The organism is Micromonospora sp. NPDC047467, assembly GCF_040643095.1.
In the GTDB taxonomy this organism is placed as follows: domain Bacteria; phylum Actinomycetota; class Actinomycetes; order Mycobacteriales; family Micromonosporaceae; genus Micromonospora.
Genome location: NZ_JBEYTO010000005.1, coordinates 298,724 through 322,039, shown reverse-complemented (window position 1 = coordinate 322,039; position 23,316 = coordinate 298,724). Strand labels below are relative to the sequence as shown.

13 protein-coding genes and 1 pseudogene are annotated in these 23,316 nt (G+C 71.1%); 7 read left to right on the top strand and 7 right to left on the bottom strand.

Translation table 11 applies throughout. From position 1 onward, the window contains the following. Positions 1-708 (top strand): class F sortase, encoded by a 708-nt coding sequence (locus ABZ780_RS16890; protein WP_357007841.1) that lies wholly within the window; start codon positions 1-3, stop codon positions 706-708. 70 nt (positions 709-778) lie between these two features. Here the strand turns inward: ABZ780_RS16890 and ABZ780_RS16885 are convergent, their stop codons facing one another. Then, positions 779-5,857, bottom strand: a complete 5,079-nt coding sequence (locus ABZ780_RS16885) for an NAD-glutamate dehydrogenase (RefSeq protein WP_357007838.1) — start codon at positions 5,855-5,857, stop codon at positions 779-781. 287 nt (positions 5,858-6,144) lie between these two features. Here ABZ780_RS16885 and ABZ780_RS16880 point away from each other — a divergent pair, with 287 nt between their 5' ends. After that, the gene (locus tag ABZ780_RS16880; protein WP_357007836.1) at positions 6,145-8,112 is read left to right on the top strand and encodes a penicillin-binding transpeptidase domain-containing protein; all 1,968 of its coding nucleotides are present in this window, start codon (positions 6,145-6,147) and stop codon (positions 8,110-8,112) included. Positions 8,113-8,804: 692 nt separating this feature from the next. On the opposite strand, the pseudogene ABZ780_RS16875 reads toward ABZ780_RS16880, so the two are convergent. The 6 genes and pseudogenes from ABZ780_RS16875 to ABZ780_RS16850 all read right to left on the bottom strand — a co-directional run. After that, positions 8,805-9,773: pseudogene (locus tag ABZ780_RS16875) on the bottom strand (arginase family protein); the annotation flags it as partial. An 87-nt stretch (positions 9,774-9,860) separates the two neighbouring features. Then, positions 9,861-10,784: a tetratricopeptide repeat protein gene (locus tag ABZ780_RS16870; RefSeq protein ID WP_357007833.1), complete on the bottom strand. Its 924-nt coding sequence runs from the start codon at positions 10,782-10,784 to the stop codon at positions 9,861-9,863. A 172-nt stretch (positions 10,785-10,956) separates the two neighbouring features. Further along, positions 10,957-12,645 carry a methylmalonyl-CoA mutase family protein gene (locus ABZ780_RS16865; RefSeq protein WP_357007831.1) on the bottom strand — a complete coding sequence of 563 codons (1,689 nt, stop codon included), beginning with the start codon at positions 12,643-12,645 and terminating at the stop codon, positions 10,957-10,959. 95 nt (positions 12,646-12,740) lie between these two features. Further along, complete coding sequence (locus tag ABZ780_RS16860) at positions 12,741-13,154, bottom strand: Asp23/Gls24 family envelope stress response protein (RefSeq protein ID WP_357007828.1); 414 nt, start codon at positions 13,152-13,154, stop codon at positions 12,741-12,743. Between the two features lie 115 nt (positions 13,155-13,269). Continuing rightward, positions 13,270-14,274 (bottom strand): methylmalonyl Co-A mutase-associated GTPase MeaB, encoded by a 1,005-nt coding sequence (gene meaB, locus ABZ780_RS16855; protein WP_357007825.1) that lies wholly within the window; start codon positions 14,272-14,274, stop codon positions 13,270-13,272. A gap of 55 nt (positions 14,275-14,329) precedes the next feature. Then, complete coding sequence (locus ABZ780_RS16850) at positions 14,330-15,529, bottom strand: acetyl-CoA C-acetyltransferase (RefSeq protein WP_357007822.1); 1,200 nt, start codon at positions 15,527-15,529, stop codon at positions 14,330-14,332. A 62-nt stretch (positions 15,530-15,591) separates the two neighbouring features. Here ABZ780_RS16850 and mce point away from each other — a divergent pair, with 62 nt between their 5' ends. The 5 genes from mce (at position 15,592) to ABZ780_RS16825 (ending at position 23,314) form a co-directional block, all read left to right on the top strand. Continuing rightward, positions 15,592-16,065, top strand: coding sequence for a methylmalonyl-CoA epimerase (gene mce, locus ABZ780_RS16845; RefSeq protein WP_357007819.1), 474 nt, complete (start codon positions 15,592-15,594; stop codon positions 16,063-16,065). A 403-nt stretch (positions 16,066-16,468) separates the two neighbouring features. Continuing rightward, positions 16,469-17,824, top strand: a complete 1,356-nt coding sequence (gene ccrA, locus ABZ780_RS16840; protein WP_357007816.1) for a crotonyl-CoA carboxylase/reductase — start codon at positions 16,469-16,471, stop codon at positions 17,822-17,824. Positions 17,825-18,123: 299 nt separating this feature from the next. Beyond that, positions 18,124-19,386 (top strand): cell division protein DivIVA, encoded by a 1,263-nt coding sequence (locus ABZ780_RS16835; RefSeq protein WP_357007813.1) that lies wholly within the window; start codon positions 18,124-18,126, stop codon positions 19,384-19,386. Between the two features lie 177 nt (positions 19,387-19,563). Beyond that, on the top strand, positions 19,564-21,618 hold the full coding sequence (locus ABZ780_RS16830) for a hypothetical protein (protein ID WP_357486557.1): 2,055 nt from the start codon (positions 19,564-19,566) through the stop codon (positions 21,616-21,618). 601 nt (positions 21,619-22,219) lie between these two features. Beyond that, on the top strand, positions 22,220-23,314 hold the full coding sequence (locus ABZ780_RS16825) for an AI-2E family transporter (protein ID WP_357007808.1): 1,095 nt from the start codon (positions 22,220-22,222) through the stop codon (positions 23,312-23,314). Positions 23,315-23,316 lie beyond the last annotated feature (2 nt).

Here is a 23,316-nt window from a genome sequence, read left to right as displayed (position 1 = left end):
GTGACGATGGCACGGGCCGGCGGCCGTCACGGGAGACCGTGGCGTGCCGCCGGCGCGGCCGTCGTCGTCACCCTGGCCATGATCGGCGCCGGCATGATCGGCGCGGCGCTGAAGACCACGCCCCCTCCCCGCCCCCCGCAGCCGCTGGCCCAGGCCGGCCCAGAGGTCAGCCAATCGGCGGTCACCGGCACCGACGCCGGCCGGCTCGACGACGGAGAGGGCGCCGCGCGGGGGGACGCTCCGGTCGGGCTGGGCCGCTCCGCCCCGACGAGCATCGAGATCCCCCGGATCGGCGTCAACGCGACGATCATGTCGCTCGGCACCAACCCGGACGGCACCGTCCAGGTCCCCCCGTTGGAGCAGGCCGAAAAGGCCGGCTGGTACGAACCGGGCGCGAGCCCCGGCGAGACCGGCAACGCGGTTATCGTCGGCCACGTGGACTCGGCGGTGCTCGGCCCGGCCGTCTTCTTCGACCTCGGCTCCCTCGTCCCGGGAGACACGATCACCGTCCAGCGTGCGGACGGAAAGCCCGCCACCTTCCAGGTCGACTCGGTGAAGTCGTACCCGAAGACGTCCTTCCCCACCGATCTCGTGTACGGGCCGAACGACCGGCCCGGCCTGCGGGTGGTCACCTGCGGCGGTCAGTTCGACGAGACCGTCAAGAGCTACCCGGACAACGTGGTCGCGTTCGCCACCCTGGTGGAGTGACCCGGCGTACGAAAACGGTCCGGCCGGTCGGGGTGACCCGACCGGCCGGACCGCGTCCGGCGTACCCGACTCAGGCGGCGGCGGAGGTCCGCACCAGGGTGCGGATCTGGCGCAGCAGCACGGACAGGGCGGCGAGATCCGCCCGCGACTCGTCGAACTCCCCCATTGCCCTGCGGGCCCGATGGATCGGGGTGGCGTTCGACTGCTCCCACTGCTGCACCCGCTCGTGCGGCGGCAGCTCGTCCGGGGTGGAGTCGAGCACCTCCGCGGTGAGCGCGGCCAGCGCGGCGTACAGGTCGTAGCGCAGCGCCATCCGGGCCAGCGTCTGCCAGCGGTCCTCGCGCGGCAGCAGGGAGATCTTCGACAGCAGCGAGTCCACCCGGAACAGGTCGGAGAGCACGTAGTAGACCGATGCCACCTCGCTCACGTCCCGCCCGCTGCGGGTCGCGGTCTCCACCACGTCCAGCAGGCCGAAGCTGTACATCAGCCGGGTCGCCTGCTCCGCCAGCTCGCGGGGCAGCCCACGCTCGGTCGTCGAGTCGATGTGCGACGCGATGGCCTGCCGCTCGCTGCCGTAGAACAGATCCTCCAGCCCGGGCAGCAGCCGGGCCACCCCGTCGCGCAGCCGGGCGATCTCGGTCGGCACGTCGATCGGCGAGCGACGGTTGGTGACCAACCATCGGACCGCGCGGTCGAGCAGCCGGCGAGTGTCCAGGTAGACGCTGGTCTGCAACTCCGGGGAGATCTTGTTGTCCAGAGCCTCCACCGCGTCCCACAGCTCACGCAGCCCGAACACCTCACGGACAACCACGTACGCCCGGATCACGTCGGCGGCGCTGGCCGCGGTCTCCTCGACAACCCGGAAGACGAACGAGATCCCGCCCCGGTTGATCGACTCGTTGACCAGCACCGTCGTGACGATCTCCCGGCGCAGCCGGTGCCGGCCCATCCGGTCGGCGAACCGCTCGCGCATCGGCGTCGGGAAGTAGTTGACCAGTACGTCGGTCGTCCACTCCTCGTCGGCCAACCCGTCGGCGAGGATCTCCCGTTCCAGGGCGATCTTCACGTACGCCAGCAGCACCGCGAACTCGGGCGCGGTCAGCCCGGACTCGCTGCGCACCGCCAGCTCCTCGTCCGCCGGCAGCGCCTCCAACGCCCGGTCCAGCGCGCCGGAGCGCTCCAGCTCGTTGAGCATCCGGCGGTGCACCGGGAGCAGCGAGGCCGCCTGGGCCTGGGCGTTGTTGATCGCCCGAGCCTGGTCGTAGTTGTCCCGCAGCACCAGCTTGGCGACCTCGTCGGTCATCCCCGCCAGCAGTTCGTCCCGCTCGGCCGTGGTCAGCTCGCCGTCGGCGACCGCCGTGTTCAGCAGGATCTTGATGTTCACCTCGTGGTCGGAGGTGTCCACCCCGGCCGCGTTGTCGATGAAGTCGGTGTAGATCCGGCCACCGGTCAACGCGTACTCGATCCGGCCGAGCTGGGTCCAGCCCAGGTTGCCGCCCTCGCCCGCCACCCGGCAGCGCAGGCTGCGCCCGTCCACCCGGATCGCGTCGTTGGACTTGTCGCCCACCTCGGCGTTGGTCTGAGTGGACGCCTTGACGTACGTGCCGATGCCACCGTTCCAGAACAGGTCCACCGGGGCGGTGACGATCGCCTTCATCAACTCCTGCGGCGACAGGTGCGACACGTCGTCGTCCAGGCCGATCGCCGCGCGGACCTGCGGGGTGATCGGGATGGACTTCGCGGTACGCGGGAAGATGCCACCGCCGGCCGAGATCAGCTCCGGGTTGTACTCCTCCCACGAGGACCGGGGCAGGTCGAAGAGCCGCCGTCGCTCCGCGTACGAGGTGGCCGCGTCCGGTTCGGGGTCGAGGAAGATGTGCCGGTGGTCGAACGCGGCCACCAGCCGGATGTGCTCGGAGAGCAGCATGCCGTTGCCGAACACGTCGCCGGACATGTCACCGACGCCGACCACCGTGAAGTCCTGGGTCTGGGTGTCCAGGCCCAGCTCCCGGAAGTGCCGCTTGACCGACTCCCAGGCGCCCCGGGCGGTGATGCCCATCTTCTTGTGGTCGTAGCCGGCCGAACCGCCGGAGGCGAACGCGTCGCCCATCCAGAAGTTGTGGGTCTTGGAGATCTCGTTGGCGATGTCGGAGAACGTCGCCGTGCCCTTGTCCGCCGCCACCACCAGGTACGGGTCGTCGCCGTCGTGCCGGACCACGTCCTCGGGCGGCACGATCTGCCCGCTGACGATGTTGTCGGTGACGTCCAGCATCGCGCCGACGAACTCCTGGTAGCAGGCGACCGCCTCGTCCCGGTCGCCCGGCTTCTGCTTCAACACGAAGCCGCCCTTGGCGCCCACCGGCACGATCACGGTGTTCTTCACCATCTGCGCCTTGACCAGGCCGAGCACCTCGGTACGGAAGTCCTCCCGACGGTCGGACCAGCGCAACCCGCCCCGGGCCACCGGCCCGAACCGCAGGTGCACACCCTCGAAGCGGGGCGAGTAGACGAAGATCTCGAACTTCGGCCGCGGCGCCGGCAGGTCCGGAATGGCCTGCGGGTCGAGCTTGAACGCCACGTACGCCTTCGGCCGCCCGTCGGCGCGCTTCTGGTAGAAGCTCGTCCGCAGGGTCGCCTCGATCACCGTCAGGTACGAGCGCAGGATCCGATCCTGGTCGAGGCTCGCCACGTCGTCCAGGGCGGCCCGGATCGTCTCCACCAGCTCACCACTGCGCTGCTGACGCTGCTCGGTGCTCTGCGCACCCGGCTCGAACCGGGTCTCGAACAGCTCCACCAACAGCGCGGCGATCTTCGGGTACGCGATGAAGGTCTGCTCCATGTAGTCCTGCGAGAAGACCGTGCCGGCCTGCCGCAGATACTTCGCGTACGCCCGCAGCACCACCACCTGCCGCCACGTCAGCCCGCCGCGCAACACCAGCTCGTTGAACCGGTCCACCTCGGCCTCGCCACGCCAGGCCGCCGCGAACGCGTTCTCCACGTGCGGGCGCACCTCGGACAGCTCGTGGTGGCCCTCGGGCAATCGCAGGCCGAAGTCGTACAGGTAGACCCGACCGTCGATCCGGTCCACCTCGTACGGGTGCTCGTCGACCACCCGCACGCCGAGCGAGTGCAGCACCGGCAGCACGGCGGAGAGCATCATCGGCTCGCCGTACCGGTAGACCTTGAACCGGACGTCCATCGTCTCGGCCAGGTCCGCGCCGGGCACTCGGGTGCCCGGCCGGGGCGCCAACTGCTTACGGAACAGGTGCATCTCCAGCTGGCCGGGCTCCTCCAGCAGCTCCAGCTTGGCCAGGTCCTTCATCGCCTCGTACGGCGTGTGCCCGTCCTTGTAGCCCTCCGGGAACGCGTCGGCGTACCGGGTGAACAGGTGCTTGGCCTGCTCGTCGCCGAGCTTGCGCTCCAGCACCAGCCGGTAGTCGTCGTCCCAGAGCCGGGTGGCATCCGCCAACTCCTCGGCCAGCAGGTCGGCGTCGATGTCACCGGGAGGCCGGGTCGGGTCGGTACGGACGATGAAGTGCACCCGGGCCAGCATCGACTCGGTGACCCGGGTCGTGTAATCCACCCCGACACCGTTCAGCTCGCGCAGCAGGATGTCCTGCATGCGCAGCCGGTTCTGCGTGGTGAACCTGTCCCGGGGAAGGTAGATCAGGCAGGAGATGAACCGCCCGTACGCGTCGCGGCGCAGGAACACCCGCAGCTGCCGGCGACCCGCCATCCGCAGCACGCCGACCACCGCGTGGTACAGGTCGTCGGTCTTGATCTGGAACAGCTCGTCGCGCGGGTACGTCTCCAGGATCTGGAGCAGGTCCTTGCCGGAGTGGCTGCGTTGGCTCAGGCCGGAGCGGTCCAGCACCTCGGCGACCTTGCGGCGCACCACAGGCAGCTCCTGGACGCTGGTCCGGTACGCGGCGGTGGAGAACAGCCCCAGGAAGCGCCGCTCACCGATGACCTCGCCCGCCTCGTTGAAGATCTTGAAGCCGATGTAGTCCAGGTACGCCGAGCGGTGCACGGTGGCCCGCGAGTTGGCCTTGGTGATGATGAGCAGGCGCTTCTCCAGCACCTTCTCGTGCGCCTCGTGCGTCATCGACGCCAGCGACCGGGCCTCCGGCGAGTCCGAGCGCAGGATGCCCAGACCGGTGCCGAGCACCGCCTCCAGCGCCTTGCCGTCGACCGGATCCGAACCATTCGCGCCGGGCGCGTCCACCAGCCGGTACTCGCGGTAGCCCAGGAAGGTGAAGTGGTCGTGGGCAAGCCAGCGCAGCAGCTCCACCGAGTCGGTGATGTCCTTCTCCGGCACCGGCGGGCGGTTGTCGGAGGTACGGGCCGAGGCCAGTTCGTCGGCGAACGCGAGGGCACGCTGACGCATCTTCGGCCAGTCCTCCACGGCCTCCCGCACGTCGGTGAGCACCCGTTGCAGCTCACGACGCAGCCGGTCCCTCTCGGCCGTGTCCCGGACCGGGTCGATCTCGATCCGCATCCAGCTCTCGACGATGTCGCCGGCGATCGCGTCGTCCGGCTCCACGTCCGCGGAGACCTCGGTGAGGCGACCCAGCGGCTCGCGCCGGACCACCACCAGCGGGTGCACCAGCAGGTGCACGTCCAGGTGGTGAGAGTTGAGCAGCGCGGTGACCGAGTCGACCAGGAACGGCATGTCGTCGGTGACGATCTCGACAACGGTGTGGTGCTGGTCAGCGTGCGGCTCGTGGATCCGTAGCTTCAGCTCACCGGGGACCCGCTGCTGGGCCAGGTCCCGGTGTGCCCGGGCCGCGTCCAGCATCTCCTCCGCCGTGAAGCCGACCAGCTCCTCGTCCGGGGCGAACCGCCAGAAACGGCCGACCAAGGTCGCCGCGTCGTGGTCGTCCCCGGCGAGCGCGACAGCCTGGGCCACCAGACGCTCCGCGTTGGGGACCGGCTCGTCGAGCTCGGCGTCCTCCACATCGTCGGCCAACGCCTCGGGCGGCAGGCCCAGATCGTAGATGGTGTCGATACTCGACCCGGTCAGCCCGGTGACTCCCGTTTCGAGCCGGCCGTAGCCGTCCCCGTCGGTAGCCGAATCGAAGCTGTCGTCCCGGCTGGTGTCATCCTGCCGGAGGTCGGGTTCCGGTTTGATCGCCGGACGCCGGTCCATCGGTGCCACTCCCCTCGACCCACCGCGTTGTGGGTCACTCTGCCGCCCAGCCTAGGCCTGTCACTCCGCTCGATCATCGGCGGACCACTGGCCGGACGTCGGATACGGGACTCTGTCCTTTCACCCGTTGCGGGTCCGAGGTTGGCCGGTTGCGGGATACCCCGCCGCGCGATGTTCATCACATGGGCGCGCTCCGTCTTTCGGCACATCGGATGTCACACGGGACGTCTCGGACACCGTTCGCGTACTACCGTGCAGGGCAGCCCGAGACCGGAAGGACCCGCTCCATGACCTTGTCCTACCCCCGGCGCGACCGGCCGAATCGTGCCCGCCGGGTTACCGCCGCACTCACCGCGTCCCTGCTCACCGCCGGTGTCCTGGCGGCCTGCTCGGCCGACGACGGGCCGCAGAGCAGCGTCGACGCCTTCTTCGCCGGCTGGCGCAGCGGCGACCTGCGAGCAGTCGGGGTGGTCGACACGGTCGGTGCCAAGCTGCCCGCCGCCGAGGTGACCCGCGAGATCAAGGAGCTCTCCGGCGAGTTGGCGGCGACCCCGCCCACGCTGACCCGCCGCGGTGACCCGAAGATCACCGCCGACATCGCGACCGTGCCCATCCGGGTGGAGTGGGACCTGCCCGGCGGCACCCGCTGGGCGTACGACCGGGAGCTGCGGCTCGCCCAGGGCGACGACGACCAGTGGCAGGTGATGTGGGAGCCCCGGGTGCTGCACGAGCAGCTCACCAAGGGTGACCGGTTGGGGTTGCGCCGCGACACCGGCCCCCGCGCCGGGCTGCTGGATGCGGCCGGGCAGCCGATCGTGTCGCCCCGTCCGGTGGTCCGGGTGGGTGTGCAGCCGAGCGAGGTCACCGACATCAAGAAGCTGGCCAAGGATCTCGACGCGGGCTTCAGGGCGATCCGTCCGGCCCTGGTCCCCGCCGTCGACCTGACCGATCTGCCCGCCCGGGTGGCCAAGGCCGACCCGGGCGCCTTCGTCGAGGTGGTGACCCTGCGCGAGGAGGCGTACCGGCAGATCAAGTCCCGGATCTACGACCTGCCCGCCACCAAGTTCCAGTCCGACAAGGTCGACCTGGCGCCGACCCGGGAGTTCGCCCGCGCGCTGCTCGGTTCGGTCGACCCCGCGCAGGCCGACGACCTCGCCGCGCACCCCGACCGGTACGCCGTCGGTGACCTGGTCGGGCACGGTGGTCTCCAGGGCCGCTACGACGAGCGGCTGCGTGGCGTCCCCGGCCTGACCGTCGTGGTCGAGCGGCCCGCCGAGGACGGCAAGCTGGCGCCCACCGGCACCGAACTGTTCCGCCGGGAGCCGCAGCCCGGTCAGGCGCTGAAGACCACCCTGGACGTGGCCGCCCAGAACGCGGCCGACGGGGCGCTGCGCGCCGAGTCACGGCGGGCCGCGTTGGTAGCGGTACGGATCAGTGACGGCGCGGTGCTCGCCGCCGCGAACGGCCCCGGGCCGGCCGGGGAGAACCTGGCCTTCACCGCCCAGGTGCCGCCGGGCTCCACGTTCAAGATGGTCAGCGCGCTGGGCCTGCTGGACCGGGGCGCGGTCACCCTGGACGGGCCGGTGGAGTGCAAGAAGACCTTCACCGTCGACGGCCGGTCCTTCAAGAATTCAGACAACTTCGAGCTGGGCTCAGTGCCGTTCCGTACCGATTTCGCCAAGTCCTGCAACACGGCGTTCGCCTCGCTGGCCCCGAAGCTCGGCGGCGACGGCCTGGCCGCCGCCGGCCGCTCGCTGGGCCTGGAGGCACCGTGGGACCTCGGCGCGGACGCCTTCACCGGCAAGGTGTCGACCGGTGGCAGCCTCGCCGAGCAGGCAGCCGCCTCGTTCGGTCAGGGCACCACGCTGGTCAGCCCGCTGGCCATGGCCGGCGCCACCGCGGCCGTCGCCCGGGGCCGGTTCGAGCAGCCGAAGCTTCTGCTCGACCCCGCGCCGGCCAAACCTGCCCCGGCCGGCGAGCAGCTCAAGCCCGAGTCGGTCGAGGCGCTGCGCACGATGATGCGCGAGGTGGTCACCGCCGGCACCGGCAGCGCGCTCAAGGACGTGCCGGGTGGCGAGGTGTACGGCAAGACCGGCACCGCCGAGTACGACGACAACCCGGCCCACACGCACGCCTGGTTCGTCGGCTGGCGGGGAGATGTCGCGTTCGCCGTCTTCGTGGAGAAGGGCGGCGCCAGCACCTCCTCAGCCGTCCCGATCGCCGAGCGCTTCCTCCGCGCACTGCCCGCCACCTGAGCACGGCGCGGGCTGATCGACTCCAGGTCGGCGATGTGGGGGTGTCCAGTCAGCTGGACACCCCCACATCGGCGATACGGAGTGGATCACCGCCTGGGCGGCCCGCCGGAGGGTCAGGCGGTGTCGGTGTCGGGACGGTTTCGGTCTGCTGGGGACGGCCGCCGCAGCAGACCTGGGCCGGCCGACGCGGGTGGACCGACCGGTTCCGGCTCGACCGGAGAGCCGGAGTCGGCCCGCGCGACGCCGGAGGACCCGGAATCGGCCTGCGTAACGTTGGCCGGGCCGGAGCCGGCCAGCTCAGCGCCAGCAAGGCCCGGCCGGGCCGGGCCGGAGCCGGCCAGCTCAGCGCCAGCGCGGCCGTTCTGCTCGACCTGCTCACTGGCGGCTGCGGCTTGACCGGGGCTGAACGACTCGACGTCGGAGCGCGGGCCGGCGGTGGCGAGTTCACCGCCGGAGAACACGGCCTCGGCAGGGCCACCACCGGAGGAGAGGCCACCTCCCGAGGGCTCGGCGGCGGGCGTACCGGCACCGGTTGACGAGTCGCGCGAGGCGGCGTCGGCGAGCAACGCCAGGCCGCCGACCACGCCGCGTGGTCCGTCGCGGCGGCCGGTCTGCTCGACCCGCGCGGAACGGTCAGAGCGTGCAGACCGCTCGGCGGAGCCCTCGGAGCGGCCGTCCCCGGAACGGCTGTTGGCGCGCCGGGGAGTGGGGGTCGGCCGGGACGACAGCAGCCGGGGTGGCAGCGCCTCCGGGGCGGTGACCGGGGTGAGCCCGGCGACCACCGTGTTGACGATCTCGGCGGCGTACGACCCGTCCGGGTCGTAGTCAGGGTCGAAGACGGTCAGCTCGACGCCGAGGCAGTGTGGGGTGTCGACCAGGCCGGCGAGGAGGATCTCCAGCTCGGCGAAGGCGATCCCGCCCGGGTCCGGTGCATCCACGGCGGGCATCACCGCAGGGTCGAGCACGTCGACGTCGATGTGCACCCAGTAGCCCGCGCAGTCGGCGAGTTGCTCGTGCGCCCACTGTGCCGTCCGGGCGGCACCCTCGGCGCGCAGCGCCGGCACCGGCCGGGTGATGATGCCCGCGGCCTGGAGGTCGAGCCGGTATTCGTCCTGCGCCCGGATGCCGAGCACCACCACGTCGATGTCGCGGAAGTAGGGTCGGCGGCCCTCCAGCGCGGCCAGGTCGGCCTGCCCGCGCCCGGTGACCAGGGCCAGGTCTTCGCCGGCCGCCGCGCCCACGTAGGAGGCGTTGCCGGGGTGCCGGAAGTCGGAGTGCCCGTCCACGAAGACCAGCCCGATGCGGCCGCCGACGGCCTCACCGAGGCGGTGCATGGCGAGCGCGGAGCCGAGCAGCACCGAGCAGTCGCCGCCCAGCACGACGGGGAACTCGCCCCGGTCGATGATCGAGCCGATCCGCTCGGCGAGGGCCAGCGAGTAGTTGGCGATCTCCCGGGCGTGGCACACACCGTCGCCGGGCCGCCAGTCACCCGGGTCGTACCGAGGTGGGGTGATGCAGCCGGCGTCGCGGGCGCGCAGCCGGGCCAGCAGGTCGTGGTCGCGCAGCGCGCCGGGCGCCTTGGCGCAGCCCGGGACGGAGGTGGGCGTCGGCGGACGCAGGCCGAGGTTTGTCGGCGCGTCGAGGACGGCGATCCGGCGCATCGTGAGCTCCCGTCCCCGGTGGTCGGGCGGGCCGGCGGATCGCCGGCCCGCACTGGCGTACTACGAACTCATAACCGTGCGTGGAACTCAGAACAGGGCGCTGGCCAGGGCTCGGCGGGCCGAGGCGACCGCCGGGTCGTCCGGGCCGGCGATGGAGAACAGGGACACGAGGTGCTGGCGCACCGTCTCGCGATCCTCACCAGCGGTGCGTCGGACGAGACCGACGAGTCGGGCGTACGCCTGCTCGGCCAGGCCGCTGAGCACCTCGATGTCGGCAGCGAGCAGTTGCGCCGCGACGTCGTCGGGGGCGCTCTCGGCGGCGGCCAGCGCGGCGGCGGGGTCCGCGCCGGCCACCCGGCGGGCCACCCCGACCTGGGCCAGCCCCGCCGTGGCGGCGGCGTCCGCCGGTGCGTCAGCAAGGATCTTCCGGTACGCCTGCTCGGCAGCGTCCAGGTCACCACTCATCAGGGCGTCGTCCGCCTCGTCGAGACGCGGGTCCTCCGGCTCGGCGACGGCCACGCCACCGGCCTTGAGCACGGCCTGGAGCCACTGGCGGAGCTGAGGCTCGGGCACCACGCCGGAGAACGCGTCGATCGGCTGGCCGCCGACCACCGCGTAGACCATGGGGATGCCCTGGACCCGGAACATCTGGGCGATCCGTGGGTTTTCCTGCACGTCGACCCGGGCGAGCACCCAGGCGCCGCCGCTCTCGGCGGCCAGCCGTTCCAGCACGGGGGCGAACTCGTCGCTCTCCGGGTAACCTGCCGCGCCGAAGAAGACGATGACGGGCATGGCCATCGACCGTTCGAGCACCTCGGACTGGATGGTCGCCTCGGTGACGTCGACGATGAGGGCGTTGCCGCCGGCTGCCTGTGCGCCGGGGGTGCTGGCGGAGGGGCCGCCCTGCGGGGGTGTGCCGGGGCGAGTACTGGCTGGTGCGGGGCCGCGCAGCGTGCTGAGGTCGACCGCGCCGCGGGTGAAGATCGACGAGGTGATCCGTGGGTCGCTCATGGTTACCTAGTCTCGCACGTGCGCCGACGATCTCAGCTCACCCGCAACCCCGACGTTGCAACTCTCACGCCCCCACCCCCACCCCCGCGATCTTGCACTTTCGGTCCTCGATACGCGCCATATGCGGCATATGCCGAGGCAGCAAGTGCAAGATCGACGGGGGTCTGTGGGGTCAGAAGCGGGCGGGCTCGCGGTAGGTGCCCCACTCGGCGCGCAGGGCGTCGCAGATCTCGCCGAGGGTCGCTTCGGCGCGGACCGCGTCGAGCATGGCGGGGATCATGTTCTCGTCGGTGCGGCTGGCCTCGACCATGCGGGTGACCGCCGCACTGACAGCGGCCTCGTCCCTCGCGTTCTTGCGCTCGGCGAGCACCCGACGCTGCTCCAGCTCCACCTCGTGCGAGATGCGCAGGATCTCCAGCTCCTTGGCGACCGTGCCGGTGTGGCAGTTGACGCCGACGATCTTCTTGTCGCCCTTTTCGAGGGCCTGCTGGTAGACGAAGGCCGACTCGGCGATGTGCCCGGTGAACCAGCCGTCCTCGATGCCGCGCAGGATGCCGGAGGTCATCGGGCCGATCTGGTGCGGCCCCTCGCCGCCGAGCTGCCGAATCCGAGCGAAGATCTCCTCCGCCTCGGCTTCGATCTTGTCGGTGAGCGCCTCGACGTACCAGGAGCCGCCGAGCGGGTCGGCCACGTTGACCACGCCGGTCTCCTCCATCAGCACCTGCTGCGTACGCAGGGCGATCTCGGCGGACTCGTCGGTGGGCAGCGCCAGGGTCTCGTCGAGCGCGTTGGTGTGCAGCGAGTTGGTCCCGCCGAGCACCGCCGCGAGCGCCTCGACGGCCGTCCGCACCACGTTGTTGACCGGCTGCTGGGCGGTCAACGACACCCCGGCGGTCTGCGTGTGGAACCGCAGCCACAGGGCCTTCTCGCTGGTCGCGCCGTAGACGTCGCGCAGCCAGCGGGCCCAGATCCGGCGGGCGGCGCGGAACTTGGCGATCTCCTCGAAGAAGTCGAGGTGCGAGTCGAAGAAGAAGCTCAGCCCCGGCGCGAAGACGTTCACGTCCAGGCCACGCGACAGGCCCAACTCGACGTAGCCGAACCCGTCGGCGAGGGTGTACGCCAACTCCTGCGCGGCGGTCGAGCCGGCCTCTCGGATGTGGTAGCCGGAGACCGACAGCGGCTTGTAGCGCGGAATCTCGGCGGCGCAGTATTCCATCAGGTCGCCGATCAGGCGCAGATGCGGCTCCGGGTCGAAGAGCCACTCCTTCTGCGCGATGTACTCCTTGAAGATGTCGGTCTGCAGCGTTCCGTCCAGCTTGGACAGGTCGGCGCCCTGCCGCTCGGCGGCGACCAGGTACATGCAGAACACCGGGACGGCCGGGCCGGAGATGGTCATCGAGGTCGTGACGCCGGCCAGGTCGATGCCGTCGAAGAGCGCCTGCATGTCGGTGGCGGTGTCGATGGCGACGCCGCAGTGGCCGACCTCGCCGAGCGCCTGCGGGTCGTCGGAGTCGCGGCCCATCAGGGTCGGCATGTCGAACGCGACCGAGAGGCCACCGCCGCCGGCACCGAGGATCATCTTGTAGCGCTCGTTGGTCTGCTGCGCGTTGCCGAAGCCGGCGAACTGCCGGATCGTCCAGGTCCGCCCGCGGTAGCCGGTCGGATACAGACCCCGGGTGTACGGGTACTCGCCCGGCCAGCCGATCCGCTCGAAGCCCGGATAGGAGGCACCCTCCGGCGGGCCGTAGACCGGGTCGACGGTCATCCCGGAGAGGGTGGTGAAGTCGGCGTCCCGCTTGCGCGCGGAGTCGTACCGGGCCTGCCAGCGGGCCCGTCCGGCGGCGATCTCGTCGGCGTCCATGCGCGGGGCTCCTCCTCGGTTCGTCGATGCACGTCGAGTGTAGAGCCCTGACCTGAACGATCGCTAAGTCAGTCCGTACCGGCAGGTAACCACCCTCAGGCGGTCGAAGCGGCCGGCCCGCCGCCCATCGCCACGTCGTCGACCCGGATGTTGACCTCGTCGACCCGCAGCCCGTACGCCTCGACCGCCTCGGTCACCCGGGCCCGCACCTGGCCGGTGATCTCCGGAACCGGCTGACCGGCCTGAATCACCAGCACCAGGTTGACCACGGCAGCGTCCCCGGTCACGTGGGCCGAGCAGCCCCGCCGGGCGTCGCCCACCTGGTCCAGCCCGACCCGGTCGAGCACCGCGTTGAAGAACCGGGCGACATCCCCGCCCAACTCGGCCACGCCGGGCACCGCACGGGCCGCCGCGACAGCGATCTTCTCGACCACCTCATCGGAAACCTGCGTCGTCCCGCCAGCCACCGCCGGCACCGTGGTCAGCTCTCGCGTCGCCTCGTGGTCCACGTGCCACTCCCCTGCTTCTCGCGCCGCCCAGCCGGCTCACCGACCCGACCCCACGGCCGTGGGGCGGTGCGAGCCTACAAGGACATGACGGCCACGAGGTGTCCGCCGTGGACGGTCAGCGGGCGAGCTGGGCGAGCAGGGTGTCCGCCGCCGTGTACGGGTCGATCCCGCCCTCGGCAACCTTGGCGGCGAGCGTGGTCAACTCCGTACCGTCGCGAAGTGAGCCGATCCGCGCGCGGAGCACGCCGAGCGCGATCGCCTCGATCTCGGCGGCGGCCCGCGCCTCCTGGCGGCGACGCAGCTCGCCGTGCTCGACCAGCCAGCCGCGGTGCTTGTCGATGGCGGCGGCGATGTCGTCGATGCCCTCGGCCCGCGCCGCGATCGCACGGACCACCTGCGGTCGCCACTGCCCCGGGCCACGCTCACCGAGGGCGATCATGCCCTGGATGTCGCGGACCGTGGCGTCGACGCCGTCCCGGTCGGCCTTGTTGACCACGAAGACGTCGGCGATCTCCAGGATGCCGGCCTTGACCGCCTGGATCGCGTCACCCATGCCCGGCGCGAGCAGCACGAGCGTGGTGTCGGCCAGCGAGGCGACCTCCACCTCGGCCTGCCCGACGCCGACGGTCTCCACCAGCACCACGTCGCAGCCGGCGCCCTCCAGCACGCGGACTGCCTGCGGCGTAGCCGCCGACAGCCCGCCGAGATGCCCCCGGCTGGACATCGACCGGATGTAGACGCCCGGGTCGGTCGCGTGGTCCTGCATCCGGACCCGGTCGCCGAGGATCGCACCACCGGTGAACGGGCTGGACGGGTCGACCGCCAGCACGCCGACCCGGTGGCCGCGCGCCCGCAGCGCGCGGACCAGCTCGTTGGTGGTGGTCGACTTGCCCACCCCCGGTGAGCCGGTCAGCCCGACCACCTGGGCCTGCCCGGCGTACGGCGCCAGCGCGGCGGCGATCTCCGGCAGCAGCGCGTCGCCGTTCTCCACCAGGGTGATCAGCCGAGCCACCGCGCGAGGGTCGCCGGTGCGGGCCCGCTCGACCAGCAGCGGCACGTCCCGGCTGCGGCGCACCGAGGTGGTGACCGCCGCCGGCACGTTCTCGACCGCTTCGCTCACTGTGTCATCTTCGTTCACGACCGCGGGGCTCGCAGAACCGACTCACCCGTCGCGCTCACCGGTCGGCCGCTGCACTTCCCGGCACGTGGATGATCAGCGCGTCGCCCTGGCCACCGCCGCCGCAGAGCGCCGCCGCGCCGGTGCCGCCGCCGCGCCGCTTCAGCTCCAGCGCGAGGGTGAGGACGAGACGTGCGCCGGACATGCCGATCGGGTGGCCGAGCGCGATCGCGCCGCCGTTGACGTTGACCCGGTCCGCGCTGATACCGAGGTCACGGGTGGACTGGATGCCGACCTGCGCGAACGCCTCGTTGATCTCGATGAGGTCCAGGTCCTCCACGCTCAGGCCGCCCTTCTTGAGGGCGTGGTTGATCGCGTTGGACGGCTGCGAGTGCAGGGAGTTATCCGGACCGGCCACGTTGCCGTGGGCGCCGATCTCGGCCAGCCAGGTCAGCCCCAGCTCGTTGGCCTTGGCCTTGCTCATGACGACCACGGCGGCGGCACCGTCGGAGATCGGCGAGGAACTGCCGGCGGTGATGGTGCCGTCCTTGGCGAACGCGGGACGCAGCTTGGCCAGCGACTCGACGGTGGTGTCCGGACGGATGCCCTCGTCGTCGCTGATCACCAGCGGGTCACCCTTGCGCTGCGGGATCAGCACCGGGGTGATCTCCTCGGCGAAGTGGCCGTTCTTCTGCGCGGCGGCGGCCCGCTGGTGGCTGGCGGCGGCGAATGCGTCCTGCTCCTCGCGGGAGATGCCGTGCTTCGTGCCGAGCCGCTCGGTCGACTCGCCCATCGAGCAGCAGTCCCAGGCGTCGCTGAGCCCGTCGTGGGCCATGTGGTCCTTGATCACCACGTCGCCGTACTTGTAGCCGGAGCGCTGGCCCAGCAGCAGGTGCGGGGCGTTGGTCATCGACTCCATGCCGCCGGCCACCACGATGTCGAACTCGCCGGCCCGGATGAGCTGGTCGGCCAGGGCGATCGCGTCCAGGCCAGAGAGGCAGACCTTGTTGATGGTCAGCGCCGGCACGGACATCGGTACGCCGGCCTCGACCGCCGCCTGCCGCGCCGGGATCTGGCCGGCGCCGGCCTGGAGCACCTGCCCCATGATCACGTACTGGACCTGGTCCGGACTGACACCGGCCCGCTCCAGCGCCGCCTTGATGGCGATCCCGCCGAGCTTGGTGGCCGGGAGGTCCTTGAGGTTGCCCAGCAGCCGCCCCATGGGGGTACGCGCGCCGCTGACGATCACCGAAGCCATGCCTGCCTCCGAGGGGGGTGCCGAGCTGTACGCCTGAACGATGGTTCGGTCAGACTAGCGCCATGGCAGAAAACCTCCCCGTCGAGCCCCGTGCGGACTACGTCACAGATATCGGACTTCGCAAGATCGATCACGTCGGCATCGCCGTGAGCGATCTGGACGCCGCGATCGACTTCTACGAGCGCACGTTCGGGATGCGCTGCGTGCACACCGAGACCAACACCGAGCAGGGCGTCCGGGAGGCGATGCTGGCCGTCGGATCGACGACCGAGGGCGGCTGCGTGCAACTGCTCGCCCCACTCACCCCCGAGTCGACGATCGCCAAGTTCCTCGACCGCAACGGGCCCGGCGTGCAGCAGGTCGCGTACACGGTGGTCGACATCGACGCGGCCTGCGCGGCACTGCGCGCCCGCGGGATGCGGCTGCTCTACGACGCCCCACGGCGCGGCACCGCGGACTCCCGGATCAACTTCGTGCACCCCAAGGACGCGGGCGGCGTCCTCGTCGAACTCGTCGAGCCGGCCGCCAGCCACTGACCGCCCCACCCACGCCAGCACGCCGCGCCGCCCGCTGACGGCCGGACTTTGATCAACTCCAGGTCGCCGATGTGGCGGTGTCCAAGCCATCCGATACCGCCACATCGGCGAGATGGAGTCGATCAAGCGCCCCGGCGACACGAGCGAGGGCCGGGGCAGCCCGGGGCCGGGGTGCGCGAGCGCGGCGGTGCGCGGTTCACGGGGTCGTCGGACACCTTCACGCATCGGCCGATGCAGTTTTTCACAGAGACTTCCCGCCCTAGCTACCGTTCAGTAACGTCCGGCCCACAGGAGCGCGAAGGGTGCCGGATGTGTCGAATGACGACATGGCGGTCGTGCCCACCGGCGCCGACGATGGCAGCACCCAAGCCCGTGCGGGTGCGGGGACGAACCGGAGGTCACCGTGCAGGACATCCTCGAAGCGATCATGGCCGCGGAGGAATCGAACGACCCGGACCGTGAACTTGCCGGCGTCGCCGGACTGCCCGTCCCGGAGAGCTACCGGGGCGTGGTCGTCCGCGCCGAGGAAGCCCGGATGTTCGACGGCATGGCCACCCGGGACAAGGACCCTCGCAAGGCGCTGCACGTGCAGGAGGTGCCGACGCCGGAACTCGGGCCGGGCGAGGCGCTGGTCGCGGTGATGGCCAGCGCGATCAACTACAACACGGTGTGGACCAGCATCTTCGAGCCGCTGCCCACCTTCAAGTTCCTCCAGCGCTACGGCCGGATCTCCGAGCTGACCCGCCGGCACGACCTGCCGTACCACGTGGTCGGTTCGGACGCCGCCGGCGTGGTGCTGCGCACCGGCCCCGGGGTGACCCGGTGGGCACCCGGCGACGAGGTCGTCGCGCACTGCCTCTCCGTCGAACTGGAGGACGCGGCGGGGCACGACGACACCATGCTCGACCCGCAGCAGCGGATCTGGGGCTTCGAGACCAACTTCGGCGGGCTGGCCGAGCTGGCCATCGTCAAGGCCAACCAGCTGATGCCGAAGCCGCGGCACCTGAGCTGGGAAGAGGCGGCCAGCCCTGGGCTGGTCAACTCCACCGCGTACCGGCAGCTCGTCTCGCACCACGGTGCCAACATGAAGCAGGGCGACGTGGTGCTGATCTGGGGCGCCTCCGGCGGCCTCGGCGGGTACGCCACCCAGATGGCGCTCAACGGCGGCGCGATTCCCGTCTGTGTCGTCTCCTCGCCGGAGAAGGCCGAGCTGTGCCGCAAGATGGGCGCGGAGCTGGTCATCGACCGGGCGGCGGAGGGCTTCCGGTTCTGGAAGGACGAGGAGACCCAGGACCAGGACGAGTGGCGTCGCTTCGGCGAGCGGATCCGCGAGCTGACCAGCGGCGAGGACCCGGACATCGTCTTCGAGCACCCGGGCCGGGAGACGTTCGGCGCGAGCGTCTACGTGGCCCGGCGCGGCGGGACCATCGTCACCTGCGCGTCCACCAGCGGCTTCCAGCACCAGTACGACAACCGCTACCTGTGGATGCACCTCAAGCGGATCGTCGGCAGCCACTTCGCCAACTACCACGAGGCGTGGCAGGCCAACCGCCTCGTCGCGCTCGGCAAGGTTCACCCGACGGTGTCCCGCACCTACCCGCTGGAGCAGACCGGCCAGGCCGCGTACGAGGTGCACCGCAACGCCCACCAGGGCAAGGTCGGCGTGCGCTGCCTCGCACCCGCCGACGGGCTGGGTGTGCGCGACGGGGAGCTGCGGGCCCGACACGAGGACGCGATCAACCGGTTCCGGGGGCAGTGAGCGGCAACCCGTTACCTGGCACCGGCCGGATGGACGAGGACCGGATGGCCAATGCGGTGATCGACCATTGTTCTTCCGCCCTCATTAGCGGAGAGCCGGTCCGGAGCGAAGAAAGGGCCACGGGGCGTACCCGTGGCCCTTTTTATCCTCACTCTGCGTGGCGTCCGTCCCGCCCGGGACCTGCCAAGATCGCCCATTGGTCCGGCCTTGCTGAGCGAGGGAGTTGACCATGTAAAGAGGACACGAAAGCTTCGTACCGCTCTTGCGAAGCACCCTGGGGCGTCTGCCAGTATGTCCCAATGCCCCAGCAGCAGTCCTCCCCTCTCGCGTTCTTCGATAACGCGAACTCGCAGCCAGATTTCACCGTTGGCCTGCGCGGATACAACACTCACCAGGTCGATGACTTCATCGGCCGGATGACGGCCGCGCTGACCCAGTCCGAGCAGGCCCGTGCCGAGGCCGAGCAGCGGATGAACGACGCCCAGCGTCGACTCCGCCAGGCCGAGCAGCGCATGAGTGCGCTGGAGCAGAAGCTCACCGACACCAACAAGCAGCTCGAAGAGAACAGCCGGCCCACCCTCTCCGGGCTCGGCACCCGGGTCGAGCAGATCCTGCGGCTCGCCGAGGAGCAGGCCAACGACCACCGCAACGAGGCCAAGCGCGAGTCGGAGGGCATTCTCTCCGCCGCCCGCCTGGAGGCTCGCGAGATCACGGACAAGGCCCGCGCCGAGGCCGCCGCGATGAAGGCCAGCGCCGAGCGCGAGGCCGGAAACCTGCGCACCGCCGCCGAGCGCGAGGCCGCCGAGGTCCGGGTGCAGGCTCGCCGTGAGGCCGACACGCTGCGCGCCGACGCGGACCGTGAGACCAAGCAGCTGCGTACCGTCACCGCGCACGAGGTGGCCGAGCTGAAGTCGACCGTCGAGCGGGAGGTGGCCACCCTCCGGGCCACCGCCGAGCGGGAGATCACCCAGCAGCGGGCCAAGGCCGCCCGCGAGGCCGAGGAGAAGCGCGCCGAGGCGACCAAGCTGCTCACCGACGCCCGGGACAAGCGCGACAAGGACCTGCAGGCCCTTGAGCTGCAGCTGGCCGAGCGTCGCGAGAAGGCCGAGCGTGAGGAGTCCGAGCGGCACGCCTCCCAGGTCGCGCAGACCCAGAAGATGGTCAGCGAGGCCGAGCAGCGCGCCCGGGCCGCGCAGGAGCGCGCCAAGGAGATCGAGCAGCGCGCCGAGGCACGCCGGGTCGAGTCGGAGCGCAACGCCGCCGAGACGGTCGACAAGGCCAAGGCGCACTCCGAGAAGACGCTCAACGAGGCCAAGGCCGAGTCGCAGCGCCTGCTCACCGAGGCCCGCACCGAGGCCGAGCTGACCACGCAGGCCGCGCGCCGCGAGGTCGAGGACCTCACCCGGCAAAAGGACGCGGTCACCTCGCAGCTCGGGCAGATGCTCTCCGGGCTCGCCGGCATCGTTCCCGGCGTGCCGGCGGCGGCAGCTCCGGCGGCCAAGCCGGAGGCGAAGAAGGCCGATGGCGGTCAGGAGCGGGTGACCGCGGAGACCGCTGGCTGACGCGAGGCGTCAGCGCGGGGCATCGACGGCGCGAGGTGACACCGGGTGACCGGTGTGACCTCGCGCCGTGTGCGTTTCCCACCCACTGACATCGCCTACTCCTCACGGAGTGAAGTAGGTCCCACAAGGGCCGTCCGTATCGCCCCAGCAGGGTCCGATGCGTGTGAGGATGGGGGCATGTCGCACGGCGAGGAACTGTTCGCTCTCGGCGGGGACGTGACCACGGAGCCCAGCTTCGAGTCCGCTCTGCGGGGGTATGAGAAGAAACAGGTCGACCGGTACGTCGCGCGTGCCGAGCACGAGATCGCGACCCTCGCCGCCGAACGGGAACAGGCCTATACACAGATCCACAAGCTCGCCGGCCAGGTCGAGGTGCTGCAACGGGACCTGACACAGGTCCGCAAGCAGATGAACGTGGTGGACCGGGCCTCGTTCCGGCACCTGGGCCCCCGCGTCGAGTCGATCCTCACCCTGGCCGAGGAGCAGGCCGAGCAGATCCTGTCAGCGGCGAACGAGGAGATCGAGGCCCGTCGCGCCGCCGCCGAGCACATCATCGAGGAGGCCCGCGAGCAGGCCGCGCGGGCGCTGAAGGACTTCGAGATCGCGCTCGCCGCCCGCCGCCAGGAGGAGGAGCGGCACAGCGCCGCTCGACGCGCCGAGGCGGAAGCGACCGTGCGGTCCGCGAAGGACGAGTCGGCGAAGCTGCGCAAGGCGGCGCAGGACGCGCTCACCAAGGCCCAGCAGGAGGCCACCCAACTCCGCGACACCGCCAAGGAGATCCACACTCGCGCCCAGCAGGAGGCCACCAAGCTGCGCGAGGCGGCCCGCGAGGCGTTGGCCACCGCCCAGCAGGAGGCCGGTGACCTGCGTGAGGCGGCCAAGGAGGTGCACGCCAAGGCCCAACTGGAGGCCAAGCGGCTCACCGACAACGCGACCGAGGCCGGCCGGGCGACGCACGCCAAGGCACAGCAGGAGGCCAAGCAGATCATCGACGATGCGTCGATGGCGGGCCGGGCTGCCCGGGCCAAGGCGCAGCAGGAGGCGGAACGCCTGACCACGCAGGCGTCCGAGTCGGCAAAGCGCAGCCGGGCCGAGACCGAGGCGTACGTGCAGCGGATGCGCAGCGAGACCGAGGCGTACGTGCAGCAGTCGCGGGCGCAGACCCAGCAGGAGTTGGGCGCGTGGCGGGCCGGCGTGGAGCAGGAGGTCAACTCCCGGCGGGAGGCGGCCGACCGGGAGCTGGCCCAGCGACGGTCCACGGCCGAGCAGGAGTTCGCCAAGCGCCGCGACGAGTTGGACAAGCAGCACACGGCACGCCAGCAGGAGTTGGAGACCGGGTTCGCCAGCCGTCAGCAGGAGCTGGAGACGACCTGGGCCACGCGCAGCGACGAGCTGGAGACCGAGTACACGGCCCGTAAGAACGAGCTGGAGACCGAGTACACCAGCCGCAAGAACGAGATCGAGCAGGGCGCTGCCGCGATCCGTCAGGCGGCCGAGCAGGACGCCTCGGCGATGCGCGAGCGGGCCGAGTCGGAGGCCGCCGAGCTGCTGAGCCGCGCCGAAACCGAGGCGGGCGACAAGCGCCGCAAGGCCGACGAGCATGTCGCGGCTTCCCGCCGGCAGTTCGAGGAGTACGCGGCCACCACCCAGCAGCACCTGGCCACCACGCAGCAGCACCTGGCGGCGACGCAGCAGGAGGCGGCGGCCGGCCGGCAGCAGCTCGCCCAGGTCATGTTGGAGATCGCCCAGGCCCAGCAGCGGCTCGCCGACCTGCGGCAGGAGACGTGGAAGGCCCGTCAGGAGTCCGACGAACTCGAGCGGCAGATGGCCGAGCTGCGGTTGCAGAGCACCACCGGCCCGGTCGACGGTCCGACTACGCCGGCTGCCGATGACGGCGTGATGGTGACCGCCGACGTCGGTTCGGCCGGCGGTGCGGCCACCGGCCTCAAGGCCGAGCCCGCCGACGCCACGCAGCCGGTGGCCGCCACGGCGGACGGCGCCGGGCAGTCGACGACCCGACCGGTCGCCGAGCCGGTGACCACGGTCGACGGCGGCGCGGCCAGCGCAGGCGTCGACGGCGAGCCGACGGTGGCGGCAGTGCCGGGCGAGGGTGGCAGGGGCGCCAAGCCCACCAAGATCACCAGCACCGGCGAGAACGGCAAGCGGCCCACCAAGCCGACCACCGACGAGCGCAGCGCCAAGCCGAGCAAGGTCACGATCGAGAAGGACTGACCGGTCACTGCCCCAGCGCGGCCCGTACCCCACACAGCGCCCGGGTGCCCCCGTAGAGCTCACGCAGCCACTCCGGGGAGGGCCGCGCCGCATGATCGACACGACATCGCCGATGTCGGGCTGTCCTGCCGCCCCCGACACCCCCATGTCGGCGATGTCGAGTGGATCACTTCCCGGATGGCCGCGGAGGGTGGGCCCTGCCCTGACGAGCGTGATGTCTGTGGGACATCAAAATGTCTCACAGACATCAGGCATTTCCGGGGAACGCCCCGGCGCCGCCGACACCCGCAGCCGACCGCGACACGCGCCGACGGTGGTTAAGGCACACGGAGGACCAGATTGACGGTCTCGTGGTCGATGGCGACCATGAGGTGTCCACCCTGCTGACGCGCTGCCCCACCGGCAGGCGACCGTCGCCCGTCGTCCCCACCGCCTGACCCGGAGGTCCCTGGTGCCACAGCACGGCCAGCCCGCCGACGACCCGGACGCCACTCCCGGCCCTCCACCCGCCAAGACGCCACGGAGCGAGACGCCGCACGACCAACCGCCGCACGACCAACCGCCGCACAACCAAGCGCCGCACACCGAGGTGCCGCGTGCGGTGCCGGTTCCTGACCTTGACCCGGAGGATCTGCCGGCGGTCCCGTCTGGGAAGTTCGGCACGCCGGGGCGTCCGCTGCGGCGCAACAGCTTCCTGCTCGGCTTCACCGGCGCGTTGGGCGTGCTGCTGGCGTACACCCTTTATCTGGGGATTCGGAATGCCGGCGGCATTCTGGTCCTGGTGGTGATCGCGCTGTTCCTCGCGGTCGGCCTGAACCCGGCGGTGGTGCGGCTGCGCCGCTGGGGTGTGCCGAACGGCCTCGCGGTCGCGGTCGTGGCGCTGACCGTGGTACTGCTGCTCTGCGGCGGGGTGGTGGCGCTCGTCCCGCCGGTCGTGACGCAGTCGGGGCAGTTCATCGAACAGTTGCCCAGCTACGTCGAGGATCTGCGCCGCAACCCGACGGTCAACGACCTGGTGGAACGGTACGACGTGATGGAGCGGGTGCAGAGCGCGGCCAACGCGGACACGATCGGCCGGGCGCTCGGCGGGGTCCTCGGCGGCGCACAGTTGATCTTCGGCACCGTGTTCCGGACGCTTACCGTGCTGGTGCTGACCATCTACTTCCTGGCGTACTTCAACCGGCTGCGCTCGCTGAGCTACTCACTGGTGCCCCGGTCGCGGCGGGAGCGGGTGCAGCTGATCGGCGACGAGATCCTGGCCAAGGTGGGCGCCTACATGGTGGGCGCGCTGAGCATCGCGGTGCTGGCCGGCACGACCACCTTCGTCTTCGCCTTGATCGTCGGGTTGCCGTACCCGTTCGCGCTGGCCGTGGTGGTCGCGGTGACCGACCTGATCCCGCAGATCGGCGCGACCCTGGGCGCGGTGATCGTGAGCCTCGTCGGGTTCGCCACCAGCCTGCCGGTGGGCATCGCCTGCGCGGTCTTCTTCCTCATCTACCAACAGGTGGAGAACTATCTGATCTACCCGAAGGTGATGCGGCGCTCGGTGGAGGTCAACGAGGTGGCCGCCCTGCTGGCCGCGTTGCTCGGGGTGGCGCTGCTGGGCGTGGTGGGCGCGCTGATCGCCATCCCGACCGTGGCCGCGCTGCAACTGATCCTGCGCGAGGTGGTGCTCCCCCGCCAGGAGACCCGCTAACG

What these genes read in the sequence shown, in the direction of transcription:
- ABZ780_RS16885 (WP_357007838.1), bottom strand. Translation starts at nt 5,857, where the DNA reads ATGGACCGGCGTCCGGCGATCAAACCGGAACCCGACCTCCGGCAGGAT.
- ABZ780_RS16880 (WP_357007836.1), top strand. Translation starts at nt 6,145, where the DNA reads ATGACCTTGTCCTACCCCCGGCGCGACCGGCCGAATCGTGCCCGCCGG.
- ABZ780_RS16870 (WP_357007833.1), bottom strand. Translation starts at nt 10,784, where the DNA reads ATGAGCGACCCACGGATCACCTCGTCGATCTTCACCCGCGGCGCGGTC.
- ABZ780_RS16865 (WP_357007831.1), bottom strand. Translation starts at nt 12,645, where the DNA reads ATGGACGCCGACGAGATCGCCGCCGGACGGGCCCGCTGGCAGGCCCGG.
- ABZ780_RS16850 (WP_357007822.1), bottom strand. Translation starts at nt 15,529, where the DNA reads ATGGCTTCGGTGATCGTCAGCGGCGCGCGTACCCCCATGGGGCGGCTG.
- mce (WP_357007819.1), top strand. Translation starts at nt 15,592, where the DNA reads ATGGCAGAAAACCTCCCCGTCGAGCCCCGTGCGGACTACGTCACAGAT.
- ABZ780_RS16835 (WP_357007813.1), top strand. Translation starts at nt 18,124, where the DNA reads ATGCCCCAGCAGCAGTCCTCCCCTCTCGCGTTCTTCGATAACGCGAAC.
- ABZ780_RS16830 (WP_357486557.1), top strand. Translation starts at nt 19,564, where the DNA reads ATGTCGCACGGCGAGGAACTGTTCGCTCTCGGCGGGGACGTGACCACG.